Below are 372 nucleotides of genomic sequence, written 5' to 3'. Positions count from 1 at the left end.
CGCGCCCGAGAGGAGTCGAACCCCTAACCTCTTGATCCGTAGTCAAACGCTCTATCCAATTGAGCTACGGGCGCATATGGTGCCGAGGGCGGGGGTCGAACCCGCACGGTGGTCACCCACCGCAGGATTTTAAGTCCTGTGCGTCTGCCTGTTCCGCCACCCCGGCATGTCATATTGAAAATTGGAGCGGAAGACGGGATTCGAACCCGCGACCCCAACCTTGGCAAGGTTGTATTCTACCACTGAACTACTTCCGCAAGACATGTATGAGATATTTTATTAAAAGTGCGGGTGAAGGGAGTCGAACCCCCACGCCAAAGGCGCCAGATCCTAAGTCTGGTGCGTCTGCCAATTCCGCCACACCCGCATATT

General features: G+C 55.6%; 4 tRNA genes. All 4 read right to left on the bottom strand.

The window, feature by feature from the left end:
* Positions 1-74, bottom strand: a tRNA-Arg gene (locus tag MR109_RS29870).
* Positions 75-77: 3 nt separating this feature from the next.
* Positions 78-166 (bottom strand) — tRNA-Leu (locus MR109_RS29865).
* A gap of 16 nt (positions 167-182) precedes the next feature.
* Positions 183-257, bottom strand: a tRNA-Gly gene (locus MR109_RS29860).
* A 29-nt stretch (positions 258-286) separates the two neighbouring features.
* Positions 287-367, bottom strand: a tRNA-Leu gene (locus tag MR109_RS29855).
* Between the last annotated feature and the right edge of the window lie 5 nt (positions 368-372).

Origin of the sequence: Bacillus cereus group sp. BfR-BA-01310 (assembly GCF_022664325.1) — a bacterium.
Lineage (GTDB): Bacteria > Bacillota > Bacilli > Bacillales > Bacillaceae_G > Bacillus_A > Bacillus_A paramycoides.
The sequence above is the reverse complement of the archived record's forward strand: the minus strand, read 5'-3'. Positions and strand labels throughout refer to the sequence as shown.